The 26,067-nt window shown below is 60.8% G+C and carries 28 protein-coding genes; 14 read left to right on the top strand and 14 right to left on the bottom strand.

Annotated elements, in window-relative coordinates; translation table 11 throughout:
- Window positions 1-25 precede the first annotated feature (25 nt).
- Together BRA42_RS05930 and BRA42_RS05925 are read left to right on the top strand one after the other, a co-directional pair.
- Window positions 26-262, top strand: coding sequence for an LSM domain-containing protein (locus BRA42_RS05930; protein WP_292410897.1), 237 nt, complete (start codon window positions 26-28; stop codon window positions 260-262).
- A 5-nt stretch (window positions 263-267) separates the two neighbouring features.
- The gene (locus BRA42_RS05925; protein ID WP_292410896.1) at window positions 268-609 is read left to right on the top strand and encodes a helix-turn-helix transcriptional regulator; all 342 of its coding nucleotides are present in this window, start codon (window positions 268-270) and stop codon (window positions 607-609) included.
- A 52-nt stretch (window positions 610-661) separates the two neighbouring features.
- Here BRA42_RS05925 and BRA42_RS05920 read toward each other — a convergent pair whose 3' ends face one another.
- From BRA42_RS05920 to BRA42_RS05905, 4 genes are read right to left on the bottom strand one after another with little or no spacing between them, the layout of a single operon-like run.
- A complete protein-coding gene (locus tag BRA42_RS05920; protein ID WP_292410895.1) occupies window positions 662-1,084 on the bottom strand; it encodes a hypothetical protein in 423 nt (140 codons plus the stop codon).
- Window positions 1,074-1,697 (bottom strand): ArsR/SmtB family transcription factor, encoded by a 624-nt coding sequence (locus BRA42_RS05915; RefSeq protein ID WP_292410894.1) that lies wholly within the window; start codon window positions 1,695-1,697, stop codon window positions 1,074-1,076. Before BRA42_RS05915 ends, BRA42_RS05920 begins: the two co-directional genes overlap by 11 nt.
- 37 nt (window positions 1,698-1,734) lie before the next feature.
- The gene (gene guaB / locus BRA42_RS05910; protein WP_292410893.1) at window positions 1,735-3,201 is read right to left on the bottom strand and encodes an IMP dehydrogenase; all 1,467 of its coding nucleotides are present in this window, start codon (window positions 3,199-3,201) and stop codon (window positions 1,735-1,737) included.
- Between the two features lie 3 nt (window positions 3,202-3,204).
- On the bottom strand, window positions 3,205-3,894 hold the full coding sequence (locus tag BRA42_RS05905; protein ID WP_292410892.1) for a (5-formylfuran-3-yl)methyl phosphate synthase: 690 nt from the start codon (window positions 3,892-3,894) through the stop codon (window positions 3,205-3,207).
- A 44-nt stretch (window positions 3,895-3,938) separates the two neighbouring features.
- Between BRA42_RS05905 and BRA42_RS05900 the strand changes: the two genes are divergently transcribed.
- Entirely contained in the window at window positions 3,939-4,619 is a 681-nt protein-coding gene (locus BRA42_RS05900) for a HisA/HisF-related TIM barrel protein (RefSeq protein WP_292410891.1), read from the top strand.
- Window positions 4,613-5,230 (top strand): dTMP kinase, encoded by a 618-nt coding sequence (gene tmk / locus BRA42_RS05895; protein WP_292410890.1) that lies wholly within the window; start codon window positions 4,613-4,615, stop codon window positions 5,228-5,230. The genes BRA42_RS05900 and tmk overlap by 7 nt, the downstream gene beginning before the upstream one ends.
- On the opposite strand, the gene BRA42_RS05890 is transcribed toward tmk, so the two are convergent.
- On the bottom strand, window positions 5,187-7,781 hold the full coding sequence (locus BRA42_RS05890) for a valine--tRNA ligase (RefSeq protein ID WP_292410889.1): 2,595 nt from the start codon (window positions 7,779-7,781) through the stop codon (window positions 5,187-5,189). The genes tmk and BRA42_RS05890 overlap by 44 nt on opposite strands.
- 194 nt (window positions 7,782-7,975) lie before the next feature.
- Here BRA42_RS05890 and BRA42_RS05885 point away from each other — a divergent pair, with 194 nt between their 5' ends.
- A complete protein-coding gene (locus tag BRA42_RS05885) occupies window positions 7,976-9,172 on the top strand; it encodes a DUF92 domain-containing protein (RefSeq protein ID WP_292410888.1) in 1,197 nt (398 codons plus the stop codon).
- Window positions 9,173-9,863: 691 nt separating this feature from the next.
- Here the strand turns inward: BRA42_RS05885 and BRA42_RS05880 are convergent.
- Together BRA42_RS05880 and BRA42_RS05875 are read right to left on the bottom strand one after the other, a co-directional pair.
- Window positions 9,864-10,691: a hypothetical protein gene (locus tag BRA42_RS05880; protein WP_292410887.1), complete on the bottom strand. Its 828-nt coding sequence runs from the start codon at window positions 10,689-10,691 to the stop codon at window positions 9,864-9,866.
- A 2-nt stretch (window positions 10,692-10,693) separates the two neighbouring features.
- Complete coding sequence (locus BRA42_RS05875; RefSeq protein ID WP_292410886.1) at window positions 10,694-11,284, bottom strand: pyruvate kinase alpha/beta domain-containing protein; 591 nt, start codon at window positions 11,282-11,284, stop codon at window positions 10,694-10,696.
- Window positions 11,285-11,505: 221 nt separating this feature from the next.
- Here BRA42_RS05875 and BRA42_RS05870 point away from each other — a divergent pair, with 221 nt between their 5' ends.
- Window positions 11,506-12,675 carry a redox-regulated ATPase YchF gene (locus tag BRA42_RS05870; RefSeq protein ID WP_292410885.1) on the top strand — a complete coding sequence of 390 codons (1,170 nt, stop codon included), beginning with the start codon at window positions 11,506-11,508 and terminating at the stop codon, window positions 12,673-12,675.
- Between the two features lie 43 nt (window positions 12,676-12,718).
- Window positions 12,719-13,039, top strand: coding sequence for a hypothetical protein (locus BRA42_RS05865; RefSeq protein WP_292410884.1), 321 nt, complete (start codon window positions 12,719-12,721; stop codon window positions 13,037-13,039).
- A gap of 136 nt (window positions 13,040-13,175) precedes the next feature.
- Here the strand turns inward: BRA42_RS05865 and BRA42_RS05860 are convergent, their stop codons facing one another.
- The 4 genes from BRA42_RS05860 to larB all read right to left on the bottom strand — a co-directional run bounded on the left by BRA42_RS05860 (window position 13,176) and on the right by larB (window position 16,766).
- The gene (locus BRA42_RS05860) at window positions 13,176-14,000 is read right to left on the bottom strand and encodes a hypothetical protein (protein ID WP_342770265.1); all 825 of its coding nucleotides are present in this window, start codon (window positions 13,998-14,000) and stop codon (window positions 13,176-13,178) included.
- 133 nt (window positions 14,001-14,133) lie between these two features.
- On the bottom strand, window positions 14,134-15,435 hold the full coding sequence (locus BRA42_RS05855; protein ID WP_342770264.1) for a hypothetical protein: 1,302 nt from the start codon (window positions 15,433-15,435) through the stop codon (window positions 14,134-14,136).
- A 36-nt stretch (window positions 15,436-15,471) separates the two neighbouring features.
- The gene (locus BRA42_RS05850; protein ID WP_292410881.1) at window positions 15,472-15,996 is read right to left on the bottom strand and encodes a nicotinamide-nucleotide adenylyltransferase; all 525 of its coding nucleotides are present in this window, start codon (window positions 15,994-15,996) and stop codon (window positions 15,472-15,474) included.
- Window positions 15,993-16,766 (bottom strand): nickel pincer cofactor biosynthesis protein LarB, encoded by a 774-nt coding sequence (gene larB, locus BRA42_RS05845; protein WP_292410880.1) that lies wholly within the window; start codon window positions 16,764-16,766, stop codon window positions 15,993-15,995. Before larB ends, BRA42_RS05850 begins: the two co-directional genes overlap by 4 nt.
- Before the next feature lie 47 nt (window positions 16,767-16,813).
- On the opposite strand from larB, the gene BRA42_RS05840 reads away from it, so the two are divergent.
- The 6 genes from BRA42_RS05840 to BRA42_RS05815 all read left to right on the top strand — a co-directional run bounded on the left by BRA42_RS05840 (window position 16,814) and on the right by BRA42_RS05815 (window position 21,963).
- The gene (locus BRA42_RS05840) at window positions 16,814-17,146 is read left to right on the top strand and encodes an ABC transporter permease (protein WP_292410879.1); all 333 of its coding nucleotides are present in this window, start codon (window positions 16,814-16,816) and stop codon (window positions 17,144-17,146) included.
- A 16-nt stretch (window positions 17,147-17,162) separates the two neighbouring features.
- Window positions 17,163-18,395 carry a histidine--tRNA ligase gene (gene hisS / locus BRA42_RS05835; RefSeq protein ID WP_292410878.1) on the top strand — a complete coding sequence of 411 codons (1,233 nt, stop codon included), beginning with the start codon at window positions 17,163-17,165 and terminating at the stop codon, window positions 18,393-18,395.
- Window positions 18,382-20,184: a DNA topoisomerase VI subunit B gene (locus tag BRA42_RS05830; protein WP_292410877.1), complete on the top strand. Its 1,803-nt coding sequence runs from the start codon at window positions 18,382-18,384 to the stop codon at window positions 20,182-20,184. Before hisS ends, BRA42_RS05830 begins: the two co-directional genes overlap by 14 nt.
- Window positions 20,177-21,265: a DNA topoisomerase IV subunit A gene (locus BRA42_RS05825; protein ID WP_292410876.1), complete on the top strand. Its 1,089-nt coding sequence runs from the start codon at window positions 20,177-20,179 to the stop codon at window positions 21,263-21,265. The genes BRA42_RS05830 and BRA42_RS05825 overlap by 8 nt, the downstream gene beginning before the upstream one ends.
- Before the next feature lie 108 nt (window positions 21,266-21,373).
- Window positions 21,374-21,667 carry a hypothetical protein gene (locus BRA42_RS05820; RefSeq protein ID WP_342685806.1) on the top strand — a complete coding sequence of 98 codons (294 nt, stop codon included), beginning with the start codon at window positions 21,374-21,376 and terminating at the stop codon, window positions 21,665-21,667.
- 20 nt (window positions 21,668-21,687) lie between these two features.
- Window positions 21,688-21,963, top strand: coding sequence for a hypothetical protein (locus BRA42_RS05815; protein ID WP_292410874.1), 276 nt, complete (start codon window positions 21,688-21,690; stop codon window positions 21,961-21,963).
- 623 nt (window positions 21,964-22,586) lie between these two features.
- On the opposite strand, the gene hepT is transcribed toward BRA42_RS05815, so the two are convergent.
- From hepT to BRA42_RS05800, 3 genes are all read right to left on the bottom strand, one after another.
- Window positions 22,587-22,856 (bottom strand): type VII toxin-antitoxin system HepT family RNase toxin, encoded by a 270-nt coding sequence (gene hepT / locus BRA42_RS05810; protein ID WP_292410873.1) that lies wholly within the window; start codon window positions 22,854-22,856, stop codon window positions 22,587-22,589.
- Window positions 22,857-22,870: 14 nt separating this feature from the next.
- Complete coding sequence (mntA, locus tag BRA42_RS05805) at window positions 22,871-23,353, bottom strand: type VII toxin-antitoxin system MntA family adenylyltransferase antitoxin (protein ID WP_292410872.1); 483 nt, start codon at window positions 23,351-23,353, stop codon at window positions 22,871-22,873.
- Between the two features lie 359 nt (window positions 23,354-23,712).
- Window positions 23,713-24,072 carry a winged helix-turn-helix transcriptional regulator gene (locus BRA42_RS05800; protein ID WP_292410871.1) on the bottom strand — a complete coding sequence of 120 codons (360 nt, stop codon included), beginning with the start codon at window positions 24,070-24,072 and terminating at the stop codon, window positions 23,713-23,715.
- Between the two features lie 86 nt (window positions 24,073-24,158).
- On the opposite strand from BRA42_RS05800, the gene hcp reads away from it, so the two are divergent.
- Window positions 24,159-25,775, top strand: a complete 1,617-nt coding sequence (gene hcp, locus BRA42_RS05795; RefSeq protein ID WP_292410870.1) for a hydroxylamine reductase — start codon at window positions 24,159-24,161, stop codon at window positions 25,773-25,775.
- The last annotated feature ends 292 nt before the right edge of the window (window positions 25,776-26,067 follow it).

Below are 26,067 nucleotides of genomic sequence, written 5' to 3'. Positions count from 1 at the left end.
CGTGAAGATAACCATATAGGAACAGATGGTTAACGGCATTGTACTCCCCGTAAAGAAAGTTTTTTCGCTCGTCGACTCTAAAATCGTCGTTGAGATCAAAGATGACGGCAGAAAACTCCAGGGCCGGCTCGTGGCAGTGGATGAACACCTGAATCTGCATATGGACGAGACTACCGAGTATACCGGCGATCAGAGAGGCCGCACCCTTGGAACCGTCGTCATCCGCGGCAACAATATCCTGACCATTGCACCCGTGCTCTGATAGCCATGCCCGACCAGGAGGAAGAAGCACTCAAGGTTATTCAGTCCCAGCGCCAGGGAATTCTCCAGAGCACGCTCTGGAAACATCTCAATATCGACAGCAGGAAGTGCTCAAGGATTGTAAAACGGCTGCTGGATGCAGGGTTGATCGAACGCGTCGAGTTCCGCAGCGACGGCATCAAGACTTACCTTCTGCGGGCGAAGAGGCGAGCGATCGACCCCTGCGTCATCCTGGCAGGAGGAGAGATCCTCCCGTGCATCGGCTGCGAACGGGAGTGCACACCTGAAGATTGTGCGCTCCTCCTTGACTGGATGTACCAGCTCGCCCTTGAAGAATGTCAGGAATGAGACACTTTATTTTTAACCCGATATAAAAGAGTGGAAAAACTCCGGGCCCGGTTCAGGACCGGGCAATCTCGCCCGGGACGCTCTTCTTACGACAGACTGCATCGATCACGCCGTGCTGCACATTGTAGAAACTGTGCAGAATGTCTATCTCGCAGTCGAGATCGATGACCGTCTCTTCGTTGCCCCCGGTGCAGAGCGTTACGGAGTTTTTCTGGAATGTGACGTAAGGAGCGCCCTCTGCCCGCGCATCCGTCATCGCGGTGATGTAGATACAGTCATCTCCCTCGACCACCTCCACATCGGACCCTTCATTCTCGTTCTCCGCGGACGGGTCAAGGTAAGGCGACCCTTCGGGCAATCCGCTGATGATGGTGAACCCGATGATCCTTGGGTCGTGAAGGGGCATCTCGCTTAAGATCCTCTCCATCAACCGCGCGATATTCCGAAACATTTCGTCGTATGGATCATTCGCCATGTGTACCACGTATTCGATATCGATTGTTGACCTGCTCGACAACCCCGGTATACACGAGATTGCTCAGTCTCTGTTTCAGCTCATCCGTGGACAGGCTGCTCACTTCCTCGAGTTCAACGAACGTCAGGTCGGCATGGGAGAGAGGAAGAATGATGTCCAGATCCCCATCGTCGGTGAGGAAACCTCCCTTCGTGCGCAGGACCTCGTCGAACCTCGATTCGATCTCCCGCTCCAGTTGTTCGAGATTATCCAGAAGTTCGTCGCGGGCCCGGACCATCCGCCGGAGTGCCGTGAGATTTCGCATAAATCTTGTCTCCTGGTCCTCTTCAACAGAGGGGAGCATAACCCCATCCTGCTTTTGCAGGTTTACGATGACATTGATGTCTTGCGAGAGGTAGTAATACTTTCGCCTGCGCTCGTCCTGGCAGGAAACAAGGAGTTCCTCCCGCTCCATCAGCTGCAGGTGCTCTATCACCGCTTTCGGACTGAGCAGCAGGCGCTCGGAGATCTCAGTCACAAAACACGGTTTCTGCCTCAGCAATTCTATTATTCGCCGTCTGTTCCGGTTTCCCAGGATATCGAGTAAACGGGAAACGTCGCTGCCCTCAAGCATGTTTACTAAATGTTAGTGATTTCAAGATAAAAAGATATCATTCGAAGAGGCGATAGTTCGGTGCCTCATCGGTGATCATAATATTATGAGGGTGACTCTCGCCGTAGCCCGCAGGCGTGATCCTGATGAACTTGCCGTTCTTCTTCAGGTCGGGTATCGTCTTCGACCCCGTGTAACCCATCGCAGACTTCAGACCGCCGACAAGCTGATAGATGACGTCCGAGACCCGACCGACGTAGGGAGTGACCCCCTCGACGCCTTCGGGAACGAACTTGGTCCTCCCGATCCCCTTCTTCTGGAAGTAGCGGTCGCTCGACTCCCCGCTGCTCATGACACCGAGCGAGCCCATCCCCCGGTACTGCTTGTAACGCCGGCCCTTAATCGTCGTAACCCGTCCCGGCGCTTCATCGGTGCCGGCAAAGAGACTGCCCGCCATGATACAGTCCGCGCCCGCGGCAATCGCCTTTGCGATATCTCCGGAGTAACGGATGCCGCCGTCGGCGATCACCGGCACGCCGGCATCGCGCGCCACCTCGGCGACGTTTGCTATCGCAGAGATCTGCGGCACGCCCACGCCCGCGACGATCCTTGTGGTACAGATGGAACCCGGTCCGATACCCACCTTCAACCCGTCGACGGAATCGACCAGGACGGAGGCAGCCTCTCTTGTGGCAATGTTCCCGGCCACCACATCGACGGCGACGCTCGCCTTGATCTCCCTGACCGCTTTTACGACGTTCATGTTGTGGCCGTGCGCGCAGTCCACTACCAGGGCGTCGACGCCCGCCTCGACAAGCATCATGGCCCGGTTGAAGTCAAAGGGGCCCACCGCGGCGGCGACCCGGAGTCTCCCGTTTGCATCACGGTTTGCGCGGGGATACTGCCGTTTTTCGAGGATATCGCGCATCGTGATGATGCCGACAAGGCGACCCTGCCCGTCGACAACCGGCAGGCGCTCGACTTTGTTCGAATACATCGTATCGAGCGCACTGTCCGCAGTGATGTCTTCCGATGCGGTGATCAGGTTCTTGGTCATGTAGCCGGTGATCTTTGCATCGCCCTGTCGGGGCAGGATCGCCCGGATATCCCGACGACTGACGATACCGATCACCCTGTCATCCGTGATAATGGGCACGCCGCCGATACCGTACTGTTTCATGACCCGTTCCACATCGGTTACCGTGGACTCGGGGCCGACCGTCACGACCTCGCGCTCGATCAGGTCCTCGGCCTGTTTGACGATCCTGACCTCGGCGACCTCGCGCTCCGCGGGCAGGTTCCGGTGAATGACGCCGATGCCGCCCTCGCGGGCCATCGTTATCGCCATCACCGACTCGGTCACCGTATCCATGGCGGCGCTCACCAGAGGGATATTCAGGGGGATGTTTCGTGAGAACCGCGACCTGACGTCGGCCTCGTCGGGCTCGACCCAGGATTCAGCGGGCTCAAGCAACACATCGTCAAATGTAAACGTTGTTTCCAGATTCATCTTCTCGCTGTACATACGTCACCTGATCATCATCATAGCTTTTTCCACCAGTTCGGTCCGGATCGCGGCCGACCGGTCGCCCCCGCAGACCATCCCCCGGACGCCAATGATCTCCGGGTCGATGCGCTTTAAGGCAGCGAGATCTTCAAACTTCAGCGAACCGGCAAGGGCCGTCTGAAGCCCGAGCTCCCGGTTCCGTTCAGTGAACCGGGCCAGTGTCTCCTCGTCCATGAACTCAAAGAGACTCTTCCCATCTTTAATACCGGTGTCGATCATGGCGACATCGGCTCCTGCCTCTGCAACCAGCGGACTGACAGCAAACGGAGAGATCGTACCCAGTCGTTGAAAATCAGCATAAGCGGCGATGACAACGGACTTCCCGGGAAATTCCTGCTTTACCGCCGTGGTCACCGCCTCGATGACCTCACGGGCACGGTCGGCCCCGTCGAACATCAGACCGATCTTGATAAAATCCGCTCCTGCGTGCGCGGCACCGTAAGCCGAAAGAGCCGCAGTTCCGGGCTTATACTCATTGTCCCCGATTGCAGCGCTGACAGGCTTTTTCCCGGCGAGAGCCTTGATCTCCCGGATGACCCAGGGAAAGTTCGCACCCAGCGAGCCCTCCGAGGGTTTCTTCACGTCGATTATGTCAGCAGAAAGCGAACGTTTTGCCTCTTCAGTGCTGCTTGGACTGACGAGTAATTGCATAGAAATTAATGATCCTGCACCCTAATAGTGATTGCGTTGAGGACATGGAACTGATTCTTGCAGTCGATCTTGCAGCCGGTCTCGTGGTGCACGGGAAGTCCGGAAAGCGCGCCGACTACCGACCGCTCACCTGGGGGATCTCCCCCTCGGCCGAGCCGGAGACCTTCATATCCACCCTGCAGCCCCGTTTTCTCTACATTGCGGACCTCGAAAGCATTCAGGGGAGGACCCCGCAGGACGAACTTGTCCGCCGCTCTGCAGCGCTGGTCGAGCGCTGCTACCTCGACCGGGGCTGCCGGTCGCCTGCCGACTGCACGGCGGTCGCCGGGACGACACCGGTCGTCGGTACCGAGACGGCGGCGAGGGCGATCGAAGACCTTGCGGCCTATCCGGGAGGTTACCTCAGCATCGACATCAAAGACGGTCGGGTTCTTCCCTGGGGCATCCGGCCGACGGAGATGCTGCACCATGCATCCAGGTTCTCGTTTGAGGGATGCATCATCCTGAACATCGGCGCCGTGGGAACGGAGCGGGGCCTCTCCCGGAAAGAACTTGAGGAGATGCGGGCGTGCTACCCCGGGCGCCTCATCTACGGGGGCGGCGTTGCCGGGATCGACGACATCCGTCTCCTCGACGACGCCGGGTTTGACGGGGCAATCGTCGCAACCGCCGTCCATCACGGCGCGGTGCCGCTACTCTGGGTCCGGAGGGGCCACCCGTGCTGATCACCATCGAGGGGATCGACGGGAGCGGCAAGAGCACCCTTCTCTCCCGTCTCCGGGAACTCCTCGCCGACCTTGACCCCGTCTTCACCCGCGAACCCGGCGCCACCTGGGTCGGCGACCCGGTGCGGCGGGCGGTCGCCGAGCGGATAGACCCGATCACCGAGGCGCTGCTCTTCTGCGCCGACCACGCCGCGCACATCGATAGGGTGATTCGCCCGGCGCTCGACGAAGGGCGGCTCGTCATCTCCGACCGCTACTCCGACTCCCGGTTTGCCTACCAGCCGGTCGTCCTCGACGGGCTCCTCCCCGATCCCCTTCAGTGGCTGCGCCGGATCCACGAAGGATGGTCGATCCGGCCCGACCGGACGTTCCTTCTCGTCCTCCCGGTGGAGGATGCCGTCGCAAGGCTGGACCCTGCGAAAAAGAGAGAATATTTCGAAAATGCCAAAATTCTCGCGCGGGTGCAGGAAAATTACCTGGGCCTTGCCGCCCGGGACCCCGCGCGGTTCGTCATCGTCGATGCCCTGCTCCAGAAAGAGGAGGTTGCCGGGTTCATCGCCGACGAGATCAGGACGAGTGTCCGATCGTCACGACAGCGTCCTCGAACGTGAGGACGTCCACCTCTTCTCCCGCCACCCGATAGGCGACCTTCGGCGTGAAGGAGCCGGGAGGCACCGGGACCTCCGCACCGTCGACGGTGACGGTTGCGGGCGGATTTTTGAGTTGCTCCGACGGAAGCGCCTGCACGGCCTCCATGAACCCGCGGGCCTGCTTTCGGAGCGCCGGGCCAATGACCGCCATGTTAAAGTTCACACCGCTTGCGACCTCTTCGAGGAGGGGTTTCCCGGTGCTCCAGCGGGCAGCGGCATTGAGCGCCCGCCCGGCGTCACCGGCGTCGTCAACCGGCTCCGGGGCGTAGATCGTCACGTGGCCGAGCGGGGCGTTCAGCGCCAGACCCCGGTCGTGCTTGTAGCGTCGGAGTTCAGCGACCGTCTTCACAAGGAGGTCGCCGTGGCGCCGCGCCGCATCGTCGATATACTGGAAGTCGGGCCAGGCCTCTTTATGTACGCTTCTCCCGGCGAGGTAATGGTAACACTCCTCCGCAAAATGCGGGATGAACGGGGCGAGGAGACGGCAGAGGACATCCGTGGTCGTCCGAAGTGCGCTGCATGCGCTTGCCCTGCTGCTTTCGTCTGCATACAGGCGGCCCTTCACGATCTCGATGTAGTCGTCGGCGAGCGTACCCCAGGCAAACTCCCGGATCGCCCTGAGCGCCCGGTCGAACTGGTAGCCTTCCATTGCGGCGGTGACCTCTGCGACGGTATCGGAGAGCCTGACGAGCAGCCACCGGTCGATGAGTTCCGTCACCGGCGCCGGGTTCTCCGTCCCGGAGTCCAGGTGCCCCACGACGAACCGGAAGATGTTCCAGAGTTTCGTCTGGAACCGGGACGCGGCGACGACGTCGTTCCAGTTAAACGTGATATCCGAGCCGATCGCCGCACCTCCCGCACCCCACTGCCGGAGCGCGTCCGCGCCGTACTTCCCGACGATCTCCTCAGGGGCGATGATGTTGTTCCTGCTCTTGCTCATCTTGAACCCGTCTTCCCCGAGCACCATGCCGTTGACGAGGATCTTGTCCCAGGGGTGGCCGCCGACGAGCGCCTTTGACCGGAGGATCGTGTAGAACGCCCACGTCCGTATGATGTCGTGGCCCTGGGGGCGGATCTGCGCCGGGAAGAGCGGGGGTTTTGCGTCGGTTCCGTCCCACCCGGTGACGTGCAGCACCGATATCGATGAGTCCATCCAGGTATCCAGGACGTCCTTCTCGCCGATGAAGTCCGAACCGCCGCACTTCGGGCAGGGAGTTTTCGGCTTATCGACGGTCGGGTCGATAGGGAGGTCCTCCAGGGCCGGAAGGACCATCTCGCCGCAGGAGGCACAGAACCAGACCGGGATCGGGGTCGCGAAGATCCGCTGCCGGGAGATGCACCAGTCCCATTCCATCGATTGAGCCCAGTTCTCCATCCGGGTGAACATATGCTCCGGCGTCCAGGAGATCTGCCGGGCCGTCTCGAGGATCTGGTCCCGGTGGACCTTCACGAACCACTGGCGCTCCGAGAGGATCTCGATCGGGGTCTTACACCGCCAGCAGGTTCCGACCCGCTGTTCGAGTTCTTCCTGCCGCTTCAGGATGCCCGCCTTCTCCATGTCCCGGAGGATCGCCTTTCTGCAGGCCTCCGAAGACATCCCTGCATAGGGGCCGGCCACCGCGGTCATAACACCCTTCCGGTCGATTGCCTTCCGGAGGTCCAGTTTATGCTGCTTCCACCAGTAAACGTCCGTCTTGTCCCCGAACGTACAGATCATCACCGCACCGCTGCCGAAGCCCGGATCGACCGCAGCATCCTCGATGACCGGCACCTGGTGCCCGAAGATGGGGACGGTGAGCCGCTTCCCCGCAAGGTCGCGGTATCGCTCGTCGTCGGGATGAACCGCCACCGCAACACAGGCCGCGAGGAGTTCCGGGCGGGTGGTTGCGATCTCGACGCCGTCGAAGTCGAAATAGTTGAGGCGGGTGGTACGGGGGGTGTAGTTGACCTCGGCGAACGCGATTGCCGTCTCGCACCGGGTGCAGAAGTTCACCGGATGCTCGCTCTGATAGATGTCGCCGGCTTTGAGCATCTTGAGGAACGACGCCTGGGTCTTTCTGTAGTACTCCGGAAGCATGGTGATATACTCGTGGCTCCAGTCGGTCGAGAACCCGAGCCGCCGCATGGTCACACGCATCTTCTTAATATTTGCAAGCGTGAGGTCGCGGCACATCTCCCGGAACTTCTCCCGCGGTACATCGTTCTTGGTGATCCCGTAGGTCTCCTCTACCTTCACCTCGGTGGGGAGGCCGTGGCAGTCCCACCCCTGCGGGAACATGACGTTGTAGCCGCGCATGCGCTTGTATCGTGCGATGAAGTCGATATAGCACCAGTTTAAGGCGTTCCCGATATGGAAGTTGCCGGTGGGGTACGGCGGCGGCGTATCGATGATGAACCGGGGCTTCGGTGAGATGGGATCGAAATAGTTATCTTCATCCCGCCAGATGCTCTGCCAGCGCTTCTCCACTTCTTCGCTATCGTAGTTCTTTGGTAGTTGATGTGACGGCGACATTTTCAGTGTATAATCTCTCTCTTTCCAGTGAGATATATTGTTCTACAGGGTTTTCCTGCCGTGGAGCACCCTCACCCGTATGGCGGCTCCACCGTCCCAAAAGGAAGTCTCCCGGGGGTTAACCACAACAAGCAGCGGAGACGGCGAGCATTCGAACCTAAAGGCTTTTTCCCAGTACCGCCAATGATGTATGAATGACAAGACCGCTGGGGTTGGTTCTGGCGTCGATACTCACCCTCGCCTGCATAGGCCTTGCCCCCCTGCTCCAGCCGGCATGGCTGCTCACGCTCCTCCTTATCCCGCTCTCGCTTGTCCTCTCCCTTATCCGGGACACCCGGTACATGTCGTTCTCGATCATCGCACTTGCCGTGCTCTACGGGCTCGGCTGGCTCTCGACATTCGTCCTCACCTGTACGCTCGGTATCGTGGTGATCGGCGAGCTGGCGTTCCGCCTTACCGGGGGGAGGCAGGCATCCTACCTCTACCACCTGGTTGCCGCCATCGGCGTCTCGCTTGCGGTGATGCTCTACCTCGACTACACCGCACCGCTCGTCGCGGTTATGGGTGTGGTTACCGCGGTGCTGCTCCGGGCGGTTCTCCGGGGCCGGAACGACGCCCTGATGATCACGGCGCTCGGTGTGGCGATGACCATGTTTCTCTTTGAAGAACTCCACTTCGAGGTTGATCTGACCATTCTCGTCGCGGCGGCCGCGATAGGGTTCGGGTTCGGTTACACCGCCTACTGGTTCCGGGTGGCCGACATCAGCGGCCTCTTCTCGGGTGCCATGATCGGCATCATCCTCATCGTCTTTGCGGACGTTCGGTGGTTCCTGATCATGCTCACGTTCTTCATCATCGGCGCCGGTGCGACCCGGTACCGCTACGGGGAGAAGGAGAGGCTCGGGGTCGCCCAGGAGCACGGGGGGGTGCGCGGTTATTTTAACGTCTTTGCAAACGGCCTCGTAGCAACCGGTGCCGCCATTCTCTACGGGATAACCGGGAGTCCTGCCTTCGTGGCGCTCTTCATGGGGAGCGTCGCTTCCGCCGCCGCCGACACCGCCGCAAGCGAGATCGGGGTCACGGGAAAGACACCGTACCTGATCACGACGCTCCGGCCGGTGCCCCGGGGGACGAACGGCGGAGTGACCTTGCTGGGGGAAGCGGCAGCCGTCATCGCGGCCGTCATCGTCGCGGCCGTCGCCTGGGCGATGGGAGTCGCCGACCCCTGGATGGTCGTCGTTACGGTCGTCGCCGGGTTCATCGGCACCAACGTTGACAGCGTCGTAGGCGCAACGCTCGAGAACAGCGGCAGGATCGGAAATGCAGGCACAAACCTGGCTGCAACGTTCTTCGGCGGGGTCTCGGGGATGCTGCTCTACATGGTGGTGTGAAGGAAACGTGCGGGCTCCGGGGCGGTTTTGGCTTTTAGTCTCTTCAAAAATTCGTAATTGCTGAAATTTTCAATGACTAAAAGGCCTGAAACAGTGGAGCATGGGACTGTACACTTCGCACAACACAATTATCGCTATCCCCTTGTACGGATTTCGAGAGGATATCGCCACGCACTGCCCCCGCCCTCAGGGTGGGGTAAAAGGATGCCACCTTGTAACCAGGGGGGCACCCGTTCGAAGACCTTCGGTCTTCTCATGCACCCGGCGAAACAGCGGGTGCCCCCTCCCGGTCCCTCACTCGAAGACCTCCGGTCGTCTCCCGCTCTTGCTCTACGACCAGTCGCTTCTCGAAGACCTCCAGTCTTCTCCCGCTCTTGCTCTACGACCAGTCGCTTCTCGAAGACCTCCAGTCGTCTCAAACTCCTGCCGTACCGGCAGTCGTTCCCTGCGTGGCGATAATTCCACAATCCGGTGTATCGGGCGAGCCGGGGAAACTCACATTGTTCTTCTGCAATAATACCCCCGGTGGAACGGAATACGGACACCAGAGGCGTGAGGTGCGCCGGGACGAAGGTGCGAACTGCAGGACTCAATAGAACCTGCCCGTGGTGAGATAACCAGTGGCCCAGGCGGATTTAATCGCCTGAACAGAGCACGAAAAAGAGATGTAGTGTCCCGCCGGACACCCGTGTCAGTATTTATACCACCGGCCCTTCTCGTCGTATTCGCCCTGGGGCATACGTGCCCCTTCGGCGTGGTTACGGAAGAAACTTGCCTTGTAGGCGTAGAGGAAAGCCGAGTAGAGGAAGATCACAACCGCATAGACGACCGCGGATACCCATATGCCGTCCGTCCCGATGAGAGCGACGATGTCCTGCGGCATCAGCGTCTGGAGTTCGGTCTGGTTCATGAGGGTGAGCGGTTCGAGTTTGTCGACGAGCAGGGCGGTCCAGGCGAAGAGTGCCGCGAGCCCGAGCACCACCAGGACGGCGATGTTTGCCAGATAGAAGAGAAGGACGCTGCCGAGGTTGTTGACGACGAACTCGATGCCCCGCCGGATCGACTCAAAGACGGTTGTCTCCTCAAAGACCGCCGCGGTGTCGTAGAAGAACGTGAGGAAGGCGATCGAGAGGGCCACGCCGAAGAGGAGCGGCGTCAGCCCCGCGGCAACATTGGTGCCGAGGAGCGAGAGCGGTATCGCGAGCAGAAAGACCGTCAGGAGAACCGCAAAGAGGATGACCAGCGCAGGGAGGAGTATCCGGAAGTAGTAGGTCCGGCCGAACCGCAGGAACTCTCCGGGCTTGAATGCCTCTTCCTTGACCGCACCGTACACCCCGCCGGCCAGAAACGGCACGACAAGGACCTGCAGGAGTGCCAGGGGCTCCACGTAGAACGTCCCGCCGTACACGGGGACAACGATGTCGAGGACCGCGAAGGCGCCCATGACAAGACCGATCAACCAGAGGACCGGGTGCTGCCGGAGGAGTGCGGCGGCACCGGTAAGAGAGTTGAACGCCATAATCACCGGTTTCTCGGCATGGCGACGATCTCGCGCACCTGCAGGTCGAAGAACGTCGCGGTATGCGCCGGGCGGATGACACAGACGGTATCGGCACCGCTTGCGGTCCCGCCCACCGCGATCACCTCTTCATCGACGCCGACCACACCCTGGTCTGCGGCGATGAGGACACACTCCACCGCGACCTTCAGGCCGACCGCAACGACGCGCCGCAACGCCTCGGCGATCGCCTCGGTGCGGGAACTCCCGCCGAGCTTCGGCGATCGCGAGATCGCGCGTTCGAGCCCGGAGAGCACATGCGTGCCGGTGACGATGGTCGCTCCCTCGGATCGGAGGGTCTCGGCTGTCTCCTTTGAGAACTCCCACTCGCCGGGTTTTGAGTAGCCGACCGCGTGGGTGACGACGATCAGATCGAGATCCGTCCCCGCGATGGCGTCCCGGAAAATAAGCGCCGTCCGACCGCTGGTGCTCGCGACCACAATCTTCCGGATGCCGAGCCCCCGCGCCCGCTCGACGGCGAACCTGGCGGCGTCGCGGGTGTTCTGTTCGCCGGGGGCATCGAAATAGTAGGTATTTCTGGTTACGAAGCCCATGCAATCATGTTGTCCTCTCTCCTAATTGAACCCCCCGTTTCAACGGGCGGCGCCACGGGATCGCAACCGCAAGGGCCGGCGAACCCGGGGCATGCGGTATCCGCTCTACCGACGGCTATCCACGAACGAGACAACCGGACCGGATGACCGGGAAGAAGAGGATAAATGGTGCATGCCCCAACACTATTCTTAACCGAACAGTGAGATAAAAGGAGTTACTCATGATCACACTGGCCATTGCAGGAAAACCCAACTGTGGTAAATCGACATTTTTCAGAGCCGCGACCCTGGCCCAGGCGGAGATCGCCAATTACCCCTTCACAACCATCGACGCCAACCACGGCGTCGCGTATGTCAGGACCGCCTGCCCCTGCCGGGAGATGCACGTGCCGTGCGAGAACTGCCGGGACGGAGTCAGGTTCGTCCCGGTCGGGCTGATCGACGTGGCGGGCCTTGTCCCCGAGGCGCATATGGGGCGGGGGCTTGGAAACCAGTTCCTCGACAACCTTCGACAGGCGGACGCGATCCTCCAGATCGTCGACGCCAGCGGGGCGACGGACGCCGAGGGAAACCCGGTCGATATCGGCTCGCGCGACCCCGTGAAAGATATCGAGTTCCTCCAGTACGAGATGTCGATGTGGATGTACGGCATCCTCTCGCGGAACTGGGCGAAACTCGTGCGGCAGGCGCAGACAAAGGATTTTTCGCTTGCAGCCGCGATTGCCGAGGTCTTTGCCGGTCTCGGGGTGACGTTCGAGCACGTCCGCGATGCCGTCGAGGCCGCCGGGGTCGAACTGCGGACCGCCGGGGAGGAAGACCTGGTCCGGTTCTGCCGGGAACTGATGACGATCAGCAAGCCGATGCTGATCGTCGGGAATAAGGCCGACCAGGCACCGGAAGAGTGCCTAGACCGGCTCGCAAAGCACGACGTCATCTTCGCAAGCGCGGCCGGGGAACTTGCGCTCCGAATGGCCGCGGAGGGAAAGTTCATCAATTACCTCCCCGGCGATGAGAGTTTCACCCTGAACCCCGGGGCAAACCTCAGCGCCGCGCAACGCGCCGGCCTGCAGCAGATAGCGGACTTCATGCAGAAGTTCGACGGCACCGGCGTCCAGAAAGCGCTCGATGCCGCGGTCTTCACCCTCCTCGACCGGATCGTCGTCTTCCCGGTCGAGGACGAGCATAAACTCACCGACGGCAAGGGTCGGGTGCTTCCCGATGCGTTCCTGATGAAGCGCGGGTCGACCCCCCGCGACCTTGCCTACCAGGTCCACACCGATATCGGCGAGGGGTTCCTGTACGCCATCGACGCAAGGACCGGGATGCGGATCAAGGATACCCACGAACTGAAGAACGGGGATATCATCAAGATCGTCAGCGTCCGAAAGTGAACCGGCAGGCATTTATAGAGCATTGAGGAAATAGTCGATCAGTATGAGCGGCGAGGTCTATCAGGCACAGGTCCTCCGGAATTTCTTCGATACCATCACCGGAACGGACAGGAACCTGACGAGAATCTATATGTGCGTGATGAGCCTCGCCAAACTTCGCATGGAGCCTCCCGAGAGAATGACGTTCCTTGTGGACCAGCTCCGCAAGTCCAAGCAGAAGCGGGAGCTTTCGGTCGACATCCTCGATTATATGTGCGACGTGGCGCGCGACCTCGAACTTGCCACGGTCCAGACCGCGTTCGGTGTGAAGGACATCAACGCGGTCGCCGACGAGTTCAGCGGGATCAGCCTCGACTCGCTCTGATTTTTTTATCAGTTCTTTTCATTCTCGATCGGGCAGGCCGCGCGCCGTTCCGGGGGAAAGGGAGGGCTGAAAACCGTACGTAGGCCGGGCCCGGGGGCACGGAAGGAAACTATCCCAGATCGGGCCGATTATACGGTCATTTTTTGGAATAGGATTCCAGGATCTGGAGGATAAAGCGCTGGTGCTCTTCGAGGGCCTGCTCATCGTCGGGGGAGGTCTCGATCCCGACAGCGTAGAGCAGGACCAGCGCGTTGTCAAGGTCGAGCGCCGCAGGGTCCTCGACCTGGTCGGGAGGAAGGTGGATGGCGAGGTCGTCGGCGTCCGCCCCTGCAAAGGTGTACTTCGGGCTTGCCGTCACCCGGGAATCGGCGAGGTCGCCAGCACGCTCCCGAAAGATCAGCAGGGCACGCTCCAGAGCATCGGGATGCGGGGTGATCGCGTTGAGCCGGGCAAGCGCAGCCGTGCTCTTCTCGACCGCGTTCCCATAGAGCTCGAACTTATAGGTCAGCAAGGATTGGGCAATCAGGTGGCCGGTCTCCTCATCCACCACGGCGATAAGCGGTGCAATCCGGCCGATGTAGTCGTTCAGTATCTGCTTCATTGTTCTCTTCTCTCGCTTCGGCGCATTAAACAATTTTTCTACTCGAACCGCGAGGACGGTGATCGTCGCCGCGAAGAACGCCTGCGTTATTACGCCCGTGCTGATCTCGCCCGGCACAAGAAAGATCAGAACCGCAAAGAGCGGCACGAAGAGCGAGACAATATCCCTGCGTGGTTTGAGGTATGCCTGGTAGCAGAGGATGCACGAGGCGATCACGCACCCTGCAATGCCCGCCCAGACGGCGTATGGGAAGCCGACGAAGGCGAGCAGGAATGCAATCCCGATACCCCCGAACGAGACTGCAGGAACCGCTATCCAGAGACGAGACAGAGGCCCGGATGTGGTGTTGTCCAGCGTCATCAGTAGTTCTCTCTGAGTGGTTGCACCCGGAGCATAAACAGGATTTCCTTTCGTACCGCCGGGTGCTCCCGCCCTCCGGCTCCGGCGGACCGGCGCTTTTAGAGGGAGGCCGCTTTCCCGTGCCCTTTATAGGTCATGAGGAAGGAGACGGGAGGTCGGGCACATCGACCTCCACCTCCCCTTCGGCAAGGGCAATCATGCGGGACTGGAGCCTTTCGCGCTCGGCAGCATACGAGGTCCGCAAGACCTCCTGCTGGTTCTCCGCCCGGGTCCGCGCGGCGGTTCTCGTTTCGCGCTCCCGCCGCAGTTCCGCGAGCGTCGCGGTGAGGCGGTGCTCCTCGATCACACCCGGAAGCGCGGCGTGAGTCTCCTGCAGTGCCGCGCGCTGTTCCCGGACCTCCCTCCGCCGGTCCAGAACCTGCCGTATTCCGGCAGGCAGGGTATCGGGGTCCGAGAAGAGGTGAACCTCATCCTGGTTCTTGAGAGGGAGGGACCCCTCACGGATCATGGCAAGGGTTGCCGGCATCGCTGCTTCGGTCAGACCGACCGGGTCCTCACTGCCGTCCGTGAGGCTGCCCGTATAGGCATCGAGGACCCGCCCGACTGCCGCGGCCGCCGTGCTATCTCCCGCCTTTTCGGCAACCTTCTCGGCCTTCCGGAAGACGTGGACGGCAGGGACCCGCAGGGCCGCGATCTCCCGCTCGATCTTTTCGTCCGCAGAATCGAGTTCACGGATCTTCCCTTCGAGATCCTGCTTTTCTGCGTAATCCGGGTGCTGTCTGAGGGCGGCGAGGTCTTCTTCAGCCTTCCGGATCGCCGCCTCCACTTCTGCGAGCGCCGCCCCGCAGACCCGTACCTGACCGGAGGCGACGGCATACTCCTCACGAATATGGACGAGGGAGTCATACGACTTTCTGACATCCGCCACCGGCTGCCGATCCGCACGCGCCCGGGTAATCGCCTCCGTCATCGCGTTGATCTCCCGCCCGAGGTCCCTGACGGTGGTGCGCACCTCCTTCATCTCGTCCGGGTAGAGGGAGGAGAGATACTTTCCCTGCCCTTTCACCGCCTTGAGAGCGCTCTTCAGGGTCTCGGCGGCGGCGGTGTAGAAGGTTTCCGGGTCGCCGGAAGGCCTGCGGCAGAGGATCTGGGTCATCGACCTCGCAAATCCGGGAAGCGCCTTCCGGGAGATATCCCGGAGCCGTGGGTGGACCTCCTCACTACCCTCCGCTGTTTCCATACGGGCGACCACCTCCTCGAGGTTATCGAGGATACCGTCGATTGCCTCCCGCGACGAACTCGTGGCGCCGACGAGTTCGTTCTCGATCTTCTCCTCGCGGGAATCCAGCCATGCGGGAAGGTCGTCAAAGGCGAGCCCTAGAGCCTCCTTTTCAGGTTCGGTTCGCCGAAAGAGGTCTCGCAGTTGCTTAAACATAGTCCACCTGAATGTACCCTGTGACGGTCGTCCCCATCATAGTTCCTCCTTGCCGTCGTCCTTCCCCGCAATCCTCTGGAGGCGTTCCACGCCGCGGATCTCCCGGATGACGTCCGCCACGGCAGGCGGGACCAGGTGCTCCCAGGGTTCGCCGTCAAGCATCCGCTGCCTGATGGCGGTGCCGGAGTATACCGTCCGCTCGTGCATATCGGGCGACCGTACGCACATGCCGGCCTCGGTGAAGAGTTGCACGACGAGGGGGTTCGACGAGTAAACCATATCGAACGGCGGCGTCATCGACCGAACGTGAGCGACCCAGAGGGCGTTTCTCTGGACGTCCTCGATCGGGATGACGTAGAAGGGGCTCTCGAGGCCGGAAAGCGACCTGGTGAGCATCAGCACCCGTTCTCCTGCCGTGAACGGGTTATCCAGGGTATGGGAGACCTGGGCGCTCCCCACCCCGATGACGATCTCATCGACGGAACCGGCTATCTGCTCCAGTACCGCCTGGTGCCCGTAGTGGTAAGGCTGGAACCGCCCGATGTAGAATCCCCGGCTCATGCCCGGCCGCCCCCGTGCGCGATCTGCGCGGCAAACGCGCCCGCCGTGAACCCGGCATCGATGTTCACGACCGCAAGCACGGAGCAGGCCTGGAGCATGCTCGCAAGCGCCGCTTCGCCGCCCCCCATGTAGCCGTAGCCGGTGCTCACCGGAACGCCGATCACCGGGCGGTCGACAAGCCCGGCGACGATCGCCGGGAGCGTGCCCTCACGTCCGGCCGCCACGATGAAGACGTCCGCCGGTATCATATCCCTGATTGCCGAGAAGAGGCGATGGATCCCCGCCACCCCGACATCGTACGCAGTCCGGACCTCGCACCCCATCTCTTCGGCGATCAGCCTCGCCTCTTCGGCGACGGGGATATCGGACGTCCCGGCGGTGAGGATGGCCACGGTTCCGCCCCGGGGAGCCGGCCGGTCCCCCGTCGAGAGGACGACAGCACGCGCCGCTTCCCGATGCTCCATCCGGACCTCCGGCGGCAGTCTGGCCCGCAGGGCCGCGAAGTGCTCCGGCGAGACCCGGGTCGCGACGCACCGGCCGACCGCCTTCACCTGCGCGAGCATGATCTCGGCAAAGGCTTCTGGCTCCTTTCCCTCGGCGAGCACCACCTCGGGCATCCCGCAACGCACGCTCCGCCCGGTATCGATCCGGGCCATGCCGTCGATCATCTCGATACGGAGCCCTTCGATGGCGGCCGTCGCCTCGTCCTCAGATACCTCACCGTTACAATACATCCGGAGGATGTCCCTGATGGTGGCATTCGGCAGCATAGTTCGATAACAAAAATAGGGGTGGAAGTATAATATTACTTCATCTCATGTCATACCTCGCCTATGTCGCAGGGTTCGGCGTTGCCGTCACCGTTTTCCTGTGGCTCCGCGACCTGCGGATATTCTTCCGTACCGGTCTTCCCGGATACCGGAAGGCGGCCTATGTCGGGGTGCCCTGCACGGCACTCGCCCTGTTCGGCTTCTTCGTCACCGCGTTTGCCGAAGCGTGGGAATTCTTCGGCCTCGGCCTGGTCCTTCTGGCCCTCTACCTCCAGGGCCGGGTCGATCGGGAGAACGTATGGCACGGCGAGGGCGCCGCCGAGCGATTCTTCGGCAGGGCGAAGCGCACAAAAGATAAGGGTTCAGGCAAGAGACTTTAGTTCAGGAGACTACCGAATGCTTCAGAAACCACGGGGAACACGGGACTTTTTACCCGACGAGATGGAACGGCGGCGGCTGATCGAACGGCGGATGCGCGACGCGGCCCGAAGATGGGGATACCGGGAGGTCAGCACCCCTGACTTCGAGCACCTCGAACTCTTCACGATGAAATCCGGCGAAGGGATCATGCAGGAGATGTACGTCTTCGAGGACAAGAGCGGCCGGAAGATGACGCTCCGGCCGGAGGTGACGGCGGCGGTCCTCCGGATGTACGTCAACGAGGGCAAGGTCCTCCCGAAACCGATCCGCTGGTGCTATTTCGCCGACTGTTTCCGCTATGAGCGTCCCCAGAAAGGCCGTTACCGGCAGTTCTGGCAGTTCGGCGTCGAGCTCATCGGCGCGGACACGGCAAGCGCCGACGCCGAGGTGATCATGCTCGCCGACGAGGCGCTCCGATCGAGCGGAGTCACTTTCGAACTCCATGTCGGCCACCTCGCGCCGATGAAGCATCTCCTCTCCGACCTCTCGCCCGGCGACCAGCGGGCGATCATGGCCTGTCTCGACAAACACGACCGGGAAGGGCTCGAAGCAGCGCTCGTCGGGCGGGGTCTTACCCGCCTTGCCGAACCTCTCGCCGCCCTTTCGGAGTGCCGCACCGTCGCGGAAGTCTTTGAGATCGTGGGCGACATCCCGGAGCGCGCGCGGATCGAGGAGACCTTCGCGCTCCTTGACTCCCAGGGCATCGACTACCGGCCCGATTTCGGGATTGCACGCGGGCTCGATTACTACACAGGGATGGTCTTTGAGGGATTCGCCAATAACCTCGGCGCTGAAAACCAGATCCTCGGCGGCGGGACCTACCGGCTCGCCCACCTCTTCGGCGGCGACGACGTCGCATCCGCGGGGTTCGCCATCGGGTTCGACCGGGTCATGGTCTCGGTCGGAGACTTTCCCCTCGCGCACGAGCCCGTCGTCGGCGTCGTCTGCACGCCCGAAGCACGGCCGCGGGCGCTCGAGGTCGCCCGGGCCTTTCGGGAAGCGGGGGTCCGGGCCGAGACGGACCTGATGCAGCGGGGAATTGGCGCCCAGGTCGCGCACGCCGCAAAGACAGCGGACTATGTCGTGATTCTCGGACAGCGCGAGGTCGAAGCGGGTACGGTTACCCTGAAGGACCTCCGCTCCGGCGAGCAGCAGGAGAGGAGCCTTGAGGACGCCATCGCTGAGGTAGCACGGTATGGTGCTTGCTGAGGACCTCGCCAAACAACAGCGGAGCATCAGCGTCGCGGAGTTCTTCGAGAAGAACAAGCACCTGCTCGGTTTCGACTCCCCGACGCGCGGCATCATCACCACCGTCAAGGAGGCGGTGGACAACGCCCTTGACGCCTGCGAGGAGGTGGAGGTGCTCCCCGACATCTTTGTCGGCGTGAGGAGAATCGATACCGAGGTTTACCGGATAACCGTCGAAGACAACGGCCCCGGGATCGTGCCGGAGAACGTTCCGCTGGTCTATGGAAAACTCCTCTACGGGTCGCGGTTCCACCAGATCCGGCAGAGCCGGGGTCAGCAGGGTATCGGGATATCGGCGGCGGTGCTGTATGCGCAGCTCACCACCGGCACCCCGGCGCGGGTCACCTCACGAACGGGGGCGAAGACATCGGCCCACCGGTTCGAACTGATGATCCGGACCGAGACCAACGAGCCCGAAATCGTCAGCCACGAAGAGATTGACTGGGACCGGACGCACGGGACACGGATCGAGATCCAGTTTAAGAGCACCCTTACCGCAAAGAAGCGGCTGGTCGACTACCTTCGTCTCACCGCGATCGTCAACCCCCACGCCCGGATCACGGCCGATATCGACGGTGAGGTGATGACGTTCGAGCGGGTGACGAGCGAGGTCCCGCCGTGCCCGAAGCCCGTCCTCCCGCACCCTCACGGGATCGAGTTCGGGGCGTTGAAACGGATCGCGGCCGCGAGCACCGGGACCGTCGAGGAGTTCCTGATCAGCAGTTTCTCCCGGGTAGGAAAGAAGACCGCAGACGAGATGATCGCCCTTGCCGGGCTCAAGCCTTCCCGAAAGGTGAGCAAACTCGATGCCGACGAGTTGAAGAACCTCCTCGATGCCATGCAGAGCGTGAGGGTCCCGGCGCCGCTGGCGCAGCAGTGTCTCTCCCCCATCGGGGAGGACCTGATCTGCAAGGGGCTTGAGAAGGAGATCCAGCTTGACTTCATCAAGGCCCGTACCCGCCCGAGCGCGGTCTACGGCGGGCACTCGTTCATCATCGAGGCGGCTATCGGCTACGGCGGCAAGATCCCTCCCGAGGGAAACGCCCTGATCTTCCGGTTTGCAAACCGCGTCCCGCTCCTCTACCAGCAGGGCGCCTGCGCGATCACGGACTGCATCTCGCAGGTGAACTGGAAGAACTACGGCCTCTCGCAGCAGGGGCTTCCCATGGGCCCGGTGCTCGTCATGGTCCACGTGGCGTCCACGAACGTCCCCTTCACAAGCGAGAGCAAGGACGCGGTCGCGTCCATCCCGGAGATCGAGCGGGAGATAGTCCTCGTCCTCCAGGAACTCGGCCGGGAACTCAAGATGTACCTCTCCCGGCGGGAGAGGAAGAAACTGCAGGACGACCGCGCCCGGGCAATCTGCTCGATCATCCCCGAGATCGCTGCGAAGGTGAGCGAGATCGTGGAACTCCCCCTTGTGGACACCTCCCCGATTGAAGGGAAGATCATGCGCAAGGTCGTCGCCAAGAAGAGGACGAACGACGGACGGGTCCGTATCGACGTGAACAACTACACGGCAAAGGAGGTGACCATCGTCCTCTACAACCTCTCCCGTGATGCGGCCGCGGACGCGGAGCCCCGGCCCGACTTCGTGGATGAGATGGACGGGGAGTACAACAAGGTCTGGCGGTGCACGCTCGGCTCCGGCGCCGCCTGGCAGGTCGCCTACACGGGAGCGGGCGACGGAACGCTTGACCTCCGCGGCGTGGAGGACGGCATGAAAGTGGTGGTGGATCTCGATGTCTAAGGATGAGATGGATGCGCTGGCAAAGGAGCGGCTGATGAAGATCGCCCGGGGGTGGTATGACCAGATGCGGGACGGTATCGTGCCCTACATCCGGCTGCCGACGCGGACGAAGCGGAATATCGCGTACGACGACGTAAGCGAGGTCTGGAAGTACGGCGAGAAAGAGAGCACCCGGGCGGCGACGACCGAGAAGAGCGCGGTCCACCTTCTGAAGATGGCCTACGTCATCTGGTTTTTAAAGAAGCAACTCGTGGAGAACCGGTCGTCGACCTTGAGAGAACTCTATTACATCTCCGAAGGCTGGAAGAAGGCGAAGTTCGCCGCCCAGGACGAGAGCAACCTCTTGATCGAGGACCTGGAGATCATCACCGAGGTGCAGCGCGAGGCGTTCCACCTCCGGCCGGAGGAGGACGGCGCCTCGATCTTCGGGCCCCTGCGAATCCGCGAGACCACCCGGCGGGGCGTGAAGGAGATGCATTGTCAGGAAGACGTCGGGGAGGCGGGCTACCCCATCCCGAACAACGTCGACAACCTCGACTTCATCGACCACGACGCGAAGTTCGTCATCGCCATCGAGACCGGCGGTATGTACGCCCGTCTGATGGAGAACGGGTTCGACGAGGAGTACGGGGCGATCCTGGTACATCTCAAGGGGCAGCCGGCGCGCTCGACGCGCCGGGTCTTACGACGGCTCAACGAGTCGCTCAACCTTCCGGTCGTGGTCTTCACCGACGGCGACCCCTGGTCCTACCGGATCTACGCGAGCGTCGCCTACGGCTCGATCAAGAGCGCCCATATGTCGGAACTCCTGGCGACCCCCCAGGCGCAGTTCGTCGGGGTGCAGCCTTCCGACATCTCGGACTACAATCTCCCCTCCGACCACCTCACCGAGCAGGACGTCAACGCATTGAAGGCAGAGTTGACCGATCCGCGGTTTGCAACCGAGTACTGGCATAACCAGATCAACCTGCAGCTCGATATGCAGATGAAGTCGGAACAGCAGGCGTTCGCGAGCCGAGGGCTCGATTTTGTGACGAAGGAGTACCTGCCGACGAGGTTGTCGGAGATGGGGGTTATCTAGAGCGGGGCCCTTTCGTCGGAAGCACTTTCACCCCACACGGCGCATCTTAATACCTGACGGGGGTGACACCAATCAAAATAGGTGAAGAACGTGCTACGAACCAGGATTGTGATCGACAGGATCCGGAAAGACGGGCTTGTTTTCGCCTCAGACTACTCGGACTGTGACCATTCGACGGAGGGCTTCAGGAGGGTCATGTTCCGGGTGAAGGAGGGGCCTGTCCTCAAAACCGGGGTGGCGTACTCGCTTGAGTATGAGACGGAGGATATCCTCAAACCTTTCGCACAAAAAAGCCGGAGCGGGAAAACAACCTACTATTACCCTCAGAGGTTCTACCACAAAATCACAAACGTCACCCTACTGTCAGCTGATCCGGACGCAGACCTCCTGCTGGACCTCTAATCCTCAAAATTACTTTAATCATGAATGAGCAGAGAAAGGCTGCTTCAAAGTTTAAGATCGGGATTACAACTGACTATAATCACCGAGCAGAAGGTGATGATTATTTGTTGAATGACTACGACCGCATGATCGTCCTGTATCGAACGCAATCTAAAGAGAGAGTGTGCTTGATGGAGCAGTATCTCATAAAACGCTTTAAAAAGTATAAGGAATGCGAAAATATCCGGGCCGATGGTGAAGGCAAACTGAAATGGGGCCCTCCATACTATGCGTATCTCGCTATGAAAACAAAATAGATGTCAACTTTAAATCTGGTAGGAGCGAGATAACCGTCGCTCAAAGGGCCTGATCTTCTCAAATTTCTCCCTGCCGTGCCCTGCTCCCTCCCTTACGTGATGAAACTCAGAAAAAGCCGCGTTCACAACAAAGCAACAGATGCGACTCATATTCACATAAACATGTGTCGGAGTGTTTTATTCGTGCGGATCCTCGCTCGCCGGATCCTTTTAAGATTAGCCCCCTCCCCGTCTCACCACTCCGCGACCCTCTGTACCTTCTTCTTTTCGTCAAATCCCGCCGCTATTGTCGTCTCTAGCAGAAGTAAATCCACAGCGACGACCTTTGCGACTGAGAGTCATGAATATCGATGTAATTTCCATAACGAGAACGCTTCTTTGGCCACCTTGAAGACATCCTCGATCCGGGACCGGATGGCCACGAACTTCCTCCACTGTTCCAGATTCCAGAGCAGGTTCTGACCAGTCTATTGTAGACCTACTGGGTTCTGCGGTGGTCATGGTGAGAGAAGATCGAGAGCGGATAAGAGTATGCGACCGTCACTCCCTCACGCAGTTCGAAGAAAACGGAGATACTCATCAAGAAACTCCTCAATGTCGCAAACATCTTCCTGGAGGAGATTTTAGATGGTTTCGTCGTTGATATCCCAGTAAATATGGATCAGGCGGTTTCTGAACCGTGCCATCCTTTGAAGGCGCTCTGCAAACTCTGCGTCAACAATACCACGCTCCTCCATGATGCGGAATGTATCTGCATAGTCCTCCGGCGCTCTCCATCGATTTCTTGCAATCAGGTGGTTGGCGAGATCGATGGCGGCCTCGATGCCGATGATGAGGTGATACTTTGCGCTGGCGACCAGGTGAGGGTCTCTAACAACGACCTCTTTCGGCATACGGCCGAGGTCCTTCAGACGCCCGCACGCCTGCACCAGCTCCGACGAGAGTGCGGTGACTTTCTCGTCCTCGTAGGAGACCAAGTGCTTCCCTCCGGTAACGCTTTCGGTAGTAGGCAAAATCGTGGTAATAAATAGGCATATATCCTGCAGACGAAATCGCAGCGTGCCTGTTCGTCGCGAGAAACGAGCACTTCCCCGGTCTGCAGGACCGAGTAGGCGAACGGCAGAGGCGCAACGTTCAGGACCCTGACGTCGATGGGCACCCCCGTACTGTTTTCCAGTTCCTGCTCGAGCGCCGTTTCGTACCTGAGAGAAACGGCTGCTCCGCTGCTTTCGTCCCGCAGGAAGACGCCGATATCGATGTCGCGGAATGTACCGTGGAGCAATGACCCATACAGGTAGGCAAAGAGAATCTCCTCTCTCTCTAAGAGCAGCCCGGCGAGTAGATTGGAGAGCCGCTGCTTCTCCTTAAAAGAGAGGTCTCTTGGTCTCATCGTAGAATGATTGGCGTAGGCGGTGATGAGGTTTGCGCCTCCCCTGATGTTGGTTTCTGCAGTCTGCTCCGCCGGGTCCGGCCGGAGTCCCTCCGGAGGCGGATGGATGATTGAGCGGGGGAAAACCTTCAAATGACGGAGAGGACTGCCCTCTTCAGCCCGTATGCATCTCCCGGAGGCCGAACGTGCTGTTCCCCCCATATCCATGCAAGACCGCAAACTCCGTTTCTTCACACCTCCGGTGCTCGCGCTCTGATTCTAACGAACCGTCGCCCTTCGGAACGTCGTTACTCGAAAAATATTTCGCGTCTTTCTCGAACTCTGTTTCTTTGCACCCAGCGGTGCCCACGGAACGGAATTCACAACACACAGTTCCGGCAGTCCTGCGCCCCGCATGCGAGGTTCTCGATCTTCCACCGGAGGGCCCATCGCTTGATATCCTTGATTACCTCGACCATCTCAAGCCCGCTTTCGGTGAGCGTGTACTCGCTTCTGACGGGGACGGTTCCGGTCTCCATCCGTTTCTCGACGAGGCCCTCCTCTTCGAGCTCCTTCAAGCGGGCCGAAAGGACCTTTGCCGTGATACCCGGGAGTCGCTCCTTCACCTCGGTAAACCGCCGGGTGTAGCCGTCCCCTTTGTAGAGTTCAAGGATGATCAGGAGCATCCACTTCTTCCCGAGGTATTTGACGGTCTGATTGACCGTGCAGCCGTCCTGCATGGTATAATGAGAGAAACCTTCTCCTACTTATACGTTGGTATCTCATAGATACTTTGTATCAAAAAGATACTTTGGAGTGAGCATGAATGTTCTGCAACCAGTGTGAAGAAACAGCAAAAGGGCTCGGGTGCACCGTCCGTGGTGTCTGCGGCAAGGACGGGGAGACCGCCGGGCTCCAGGACGTCCTGATCTACCTCCTCAAGGGGGTCTCGGTCCGGAACCTTGCGGCGGCAGAGAAGGGCGGCGGCGATCCGGAAGCCGGGAGGTTCATCGCGGAGTGTCTCTTCGCCACCCTGACCAACGTGAACTTCGACCCTGCACGGTTCCGGGATGCCGTCCGGGAGGCGGTCCGTATCCGCGACGCCCTCCCGCCCTCCGGGAGTGGGGAACCCGACGCCTGCACCTGGGCGCCAGGTTCGCCGACGGCGATTGCGGCAAAAGCGCAGGAGATCGCCGCCGCGCGTGAGACCGTGAACGTGGACCTGCAGTCGCTCCGCGAGCTTCTCGTCTACGGGCTCAAAGGGGTGGCCGCTTACTCGCACCATGCAGCCGTCCTCGGTTACGATGACGAAGAGGTCACGACCTTTATGCAGAAGGGCCTCGCCGCCACGCTGCAGGACCACACTGTGGAGGAGATGGTCGGCTACGTGCTCGCATGCGGTAAGATCGGCGTGAAGGTCCTCGCCCTCCTCGATACGGCGAACACCGCCGTCTACGGGACGCCGGCGATCACGAAGGTCGGCACCGCGGCGGGCACGCGCCCGGGCATCCTGGTTACCGGCCACGACCTCAAAGACCTCGCCGACCTCCTCGAACAGACCGTGGGGACGGGGGTGGACATCTACACCCACGGCGAGATGCTCCCGGCGCATGCCTACCCGGAGTTCCGGAAGTACAACCACCTCGTCGGAAATTACGGCGGTTCCTGGCCCTTCCAGCGGGAAGAGTTCGAGCGGTTCAACGGCCCGGTCCTCGTCACCACCAACTGCCTCGTGCCCCCGAAGGACTCCTACCGCGACCGGGTCTACACTACCGGGCCCGTCGGATATCCCGGGCTTACCCACATCGGTGCCTCGCCGGACGGGAAGAAGGACTTTTCGGCCCTGATCGAGCATGCGAAGCGCTGCAACCCCCCGGAGGACCTCTCCCGCGGAGACCTGGTCACCGGGTGCGCCCATGCCCCGGTCCTCACCATCGCCGATACGGTCGTCGGTGCGGTGAAGTCCGGCGCCGTCCGGCGTTTTGTCGTGATGGCGGGCTGCGACGGACGGCACGGCGAGCGGGACTACTACACCCGGTTTGCAGAGGCCCTTCCCGCGGATACGGTCATCCTCACCGCCGGGTGCGCGAAGTACCGTTACAACAGCCTCGGTTTCGGGGATATCGGCGGCATCCCCCGCGTCCTCGACGCCGGACAGTGCAACGACTGCTACTCCCTGGTGGTCATCGCAAAGGCCCTCGCCGAAGCATTCGGCGTCGGGATCAACGAACTCCCGATCTCCTACAACATCGCCTGGTACGAGCAGAAGGCGGTGCTCGTCCTTCTTGCCCTCCTCTCACTCGGGGTTCGGGACATCACCCTCGGCCCCCGTCTCCCGGCCTTCGTCTCGCCCGGTATCCTGAAAGTACTCGTCGAGAACTTCGGGGTCCGGGGGATTGCGACGGTCGAGGAAGACCTTCCCGGGATGGTGCCGGGGAACTGAGTAATCTTTTTTTTGAAGAACTGGACTTAGGAAACCCGGGTGCGGGCCTTTATCCCCGCGGGGTTGAAGGAGCGGAGCGGGAAGACCCCTGCGCAAGAGGAGGTGGTTCACGCGGATGGATCCAGATGCAAATGCTCTGTGGAACGCTCTGGCACTCGAGGAGCGTACAGTTGAAGTCATCCCAAAAGTGTCCAGCGGCTGAAGATTTATATAATTCAGAGTATTCTGACACATCCCCACGAAAAAATGAGTAATCTTTGGCATCAAGTTGCTGACACGGCTTCCCTCTGGG

The organism is Methanoculleus sp. UBA374 (genome assembly GCA_002508705.1).
Classification (GTDB): Archaea; Halobacteriota; Methanomicrobia; order Methanomicrobiales; family Methanoculleaceae; genus Methanoculleus; species Methanoculleus palmolei.
This window is presented reverse-complemented; position numbering and strand designations above follow the sequence as displayed.